Annotated in this window: 2 protein-coding genes and 1 pseudogene; all 3 read right to left on the reverse strand. The window is 29.4% G+C overall.

What is annotated here, in order from left to right; translation table 11 throughout:
- Positions 1–158: 158 nt before the first annotated feature.
- Entirely contained in the window at positions 159–2,228 is a 2,070-nt protein-coding gene (locus KAR67_RS09245; protein WP_192801093.1) for a hypothetical protein, read from the reverse strand.
- Positions 2,221–2,901 (reverse strand): hypothetical protein, encoded by a 681-nt coding sequence (locus KAR67_RS09250; RefSeq protein ID WP_225982077.1) that lies wholly within the window; start codon positions 2,899–2,901, stop codon positions 2,221–2,223. Before KAR67_RS09250 ends, KAR67_RS09245 begins: the two co-directional genes overlap by 8 nt.
- Positions 2,861–3,372 (reverse strand): annotated as a pseudogene (locus tag KAR67_RS09755) (VgrG protein); the annotation flags it as partial. The gene KAR67_RS09250 and the pseudogene KAR67_RS09755, both read right to left, overlap by 41 nt.

The raw sequence follows: 3,372 nt of genomic DNA on the forward strand, positions 1-3,372 counted from the left end.
TAGAATTTAAAATATCAAGACTCATATAAGAATTAAGGGACATTGATGATCCTTTTGGGTTTGTTGATGATTAATAGCTATAAGCTTATGTGATTTATTTTAGCATAAAGTGGGTAAAATAAAGTTTGTAGTATATTCTTTAATTATCTAAAATCAAATCATTTCTCATAAAAATATCGCCTGCAAGATTCTGCTAAACGCACTCCAAAAATTTGCCTAACTCCTTTTTTAGCTAGTCTTTCTTTATCATAAATCAAAGACCCAAAAGAAATACTTACAAAAGGCACTTCCATATCAAACGAGTTTTTATTTTTATAAATAGGATTATCTTTATTATTAAGTGCGTTAAATTGCTTTTTGCAGTATTCTATTAATTTCATTTCTTTATTGGCATATTTGTTTTCATTGTGAAAGTATTGCACCTTGCATTTATTAGCATCTTTATCATCAAAAAGTTTAAGTTGCAGATAAAGCAGTTCTAAGTTTTGGGTATTCTTTTTTATATTATTGACAATGGATTTTTTTTCTTGTATTTGAGTATTAGCATCTAAATCTATTACAAAAATTTTATAGGCTTTAGTAAGAGTTTTAAAATGGAATTTTATATCTTTTAATATATCTTCTTTATCAAATTTTTCTATATCTAAAATAACTATAGGCTTGTCAATAAAAGCCATTTTTTTATAAGGGGTAAATTTTTGAGAATTAAAATAAGCAAAAAACACCACACCCTTATCTCTCCACTCGTCTTTGATGCTGTATTGATTTTTCCATCCACGACCTAACAATTCTAATCCACGAAAAGCTCTATTTTCTATAGTAGTATGGCGTATATATTCTTCTATATCTTCTTTAACATCAAAAACCAAATAAGATAAAATGATATAATTTTTATAGGATTCTTCTTGTTTTCTTACCTCATAATCAAAAACGATATTAAAATTATTTTTCAAAGCTTCTAGTTTTAACACCTCATTATCTTGCATTATTCCTTGTGCATAAGTGAAACTAAAAAACATTTTATCAATAAAAGCTTGCCCTTTTTGTTTATGCTTTTTTTGTATATTAAACATTGGAGCGTATTTTAAAACACTTTCATAAAAATTGTCTTCATTGAAATTTTCTCTGTCTATAATAAAGCTTATTTTATCTATAGTGCTCTCTTTACCCACATAAACATTTTCAAATACTATTTTACCCTCATCATCACTCATAGCCTTTGCCACCACTCTATTAAAGCGATGATTATAAACATAAATTTCCTTATTTTTTAAAGCTTCTCCATTCTTAGCAAGAAAGCATTCATTGATTTCTATTTTTATATTTAAGGCATTAGCTATGGGTTGTATTCTGATTATAGTTGGATTTTTTTCTTGAGTTTTTTTATAACTTTGCTCATCTTTATCTAAATAATAAGGAAAACTTAGCATCAAAAGAATGGTTTTAAAATAAGCACTATTAATATCACTTATTTCTTTACAAAGCTTTTCTGCTTCATCTTCATTTAACACTCTTAATTCTATATATTGATGAGTGATGAGATAATTGATGATTTTGTGCATTTTTTCATCTAATTTTTCCTCTAAATATTTCTCTTTGGCTTCTTGTTTTTTTAATTCCTCATCTTCATCGCCAAAAATTAAGTCATTAAAAAAACCTGCTACAAGTGTTCCCGCTACTGCACCCACTATTGTCCCAACAATAGGAAAACTCGAGCCTATAGCTGCTCCAGTTGCTGCACCTGCGGCAATACGAGAAAGTATGGATACGCCAGCTCTAGCTGCGATATTAGATGCTACTCTTGAGCTAGCTATCTTAGTTGCAGCATTAGAAGCAACCCTGCTAGTTTGAGTTAAGGTTTGCTTGGCGACATATTCACTATATTTACTTAATGGAGTTTCATCTATAAATATACTGATACCAACACCAACGCTTGTTTCAGTCAAAGCCCTTACATTGGATTTTCCCTCTGCTTTAGACAGAAAAAAATTCAATATTCCAAAATTCACTACTGTTATTTTATGACGCATGGTTTTCCAAAACAAAGAATCAGCTTTTATATCTAAACTTTTTATCCCTTTTTCAAAAGCCTCAGTAGCAAAACCTCCTGCAATGCCTAGTCCGTAAGGAGCAACATCTCCAAATACTCCTAAATCCCTTTTATCACTAGGAGTGCTTTGAGTTTCTTTAGAATAAAACTCTAAACTTCCATAAATATTTTCATTCATCTTTTTTCTCTTTTCTGAGTTCCATTGCTTCTTTAAGGAAAGTGGTATCAATTTTATGAAAACCGGTTACAAATGAAATGATTTTTTCAAATTCTTCATCACCTAAGCTTAACAAATAAGGCATTACATGGGGCTTTATAATGGCATTAACTTTTGCATAAAAATCATTTTTTAGTTCTATTTCATGCTTGATAAGATTTTTAATGTAGTATCTTTTACCTTTGAGAGTTTGTATAACTATATCTCCCACCAAAGCACGCGATGGGTTATAAGAATACACAAAAAAAGTTCCTAAAGGAAAAATTAAATCATTCCTAAAATAGAATTCAATCACAAGTTTTTCTTTTGTGATATAAATTCTTTTAAAATTTACTGTTTTATAAACAAGACTTATATATATATATAATACATAAAGATATATAATAAAAACCACAAACCATTTAAAATTCTTAGTATTGTCAAATGCCCTAGGGAGCCAATAAAGAAAAAAACACAAAAATCCAGTGTATATTATCCCGCAAAATAAAAATGCAGGTATATATTTCTTTTCTTCAAAAATGATTTCATCTTGAGTGTCTTGTTCTTTGATTTCTGTGTTATTGTTTGTTTGGCTCATTTTTATCTCCGAGTTATCATTCTGCCCTAATTTCTCCACCTCTAACCACAAGTCCATTAGAATCTATCACTACTTCAACTCCACCTGCTTTAATAATAACACAATCTCCCTTAGTAACAATTTGAGTATCGCCTACTTGGTGGAGGATTTGATTGCCTGCCTTTACTTCACAATCTGTTTGAAAGTCAAAAGTTGAATTATCTGATTCTAAAGAATATTGTTCCTCTACCTTTGTCTGCATGGAATTGGACTTTAAGGATGTATTATCTTGTATGTGGGCGGATAAATTTTGATGAACATTAAGGAAAAATTCTTTTTCTATTGTTTGGGTTAAAGACTTTTCTATTAATAATTTATTTTCTCCCTTCACATTCCTTATCTCGTCCTTATGGATAATAGTATTTTGATTAGCACCTATTTCTATATCTTTGTTTTCTCCTACAAATTCATGAGAGTTTTTAGCCACTCTTACTTTATTATCTACTCCTACATTTAAGGTATTGCTTAATCCTACTATGGTATCTTTAG

The organism is Campylobacter sp. JH32 (assembly GCF_017846535.1).
GTDB lineage: Bacteria > Campylobacterota > Campylobacteria > Campylobacterales > Campylobacteraceae > Campylobacter_D > Campylobacter_D coli.

What these genes read in the sequence shown, in the direction of transcription:
- KAR67_RS09250 (WP_225982077.1), bottom strand. Translation starts at nt 2,901, where the DNA reads ATGGACTTGTGGTTAGAGGTGGAGAAATTAGGGCAGAATGATAACTCG.
- KAR67_RS09245 (WP_192801093.1), bottom strand. Translation starts at nt 2,228, where the DNA reads ATGAATGAAAATATTTATGGAAGTTTAGAGTTTTATTCTAAAGAAACT.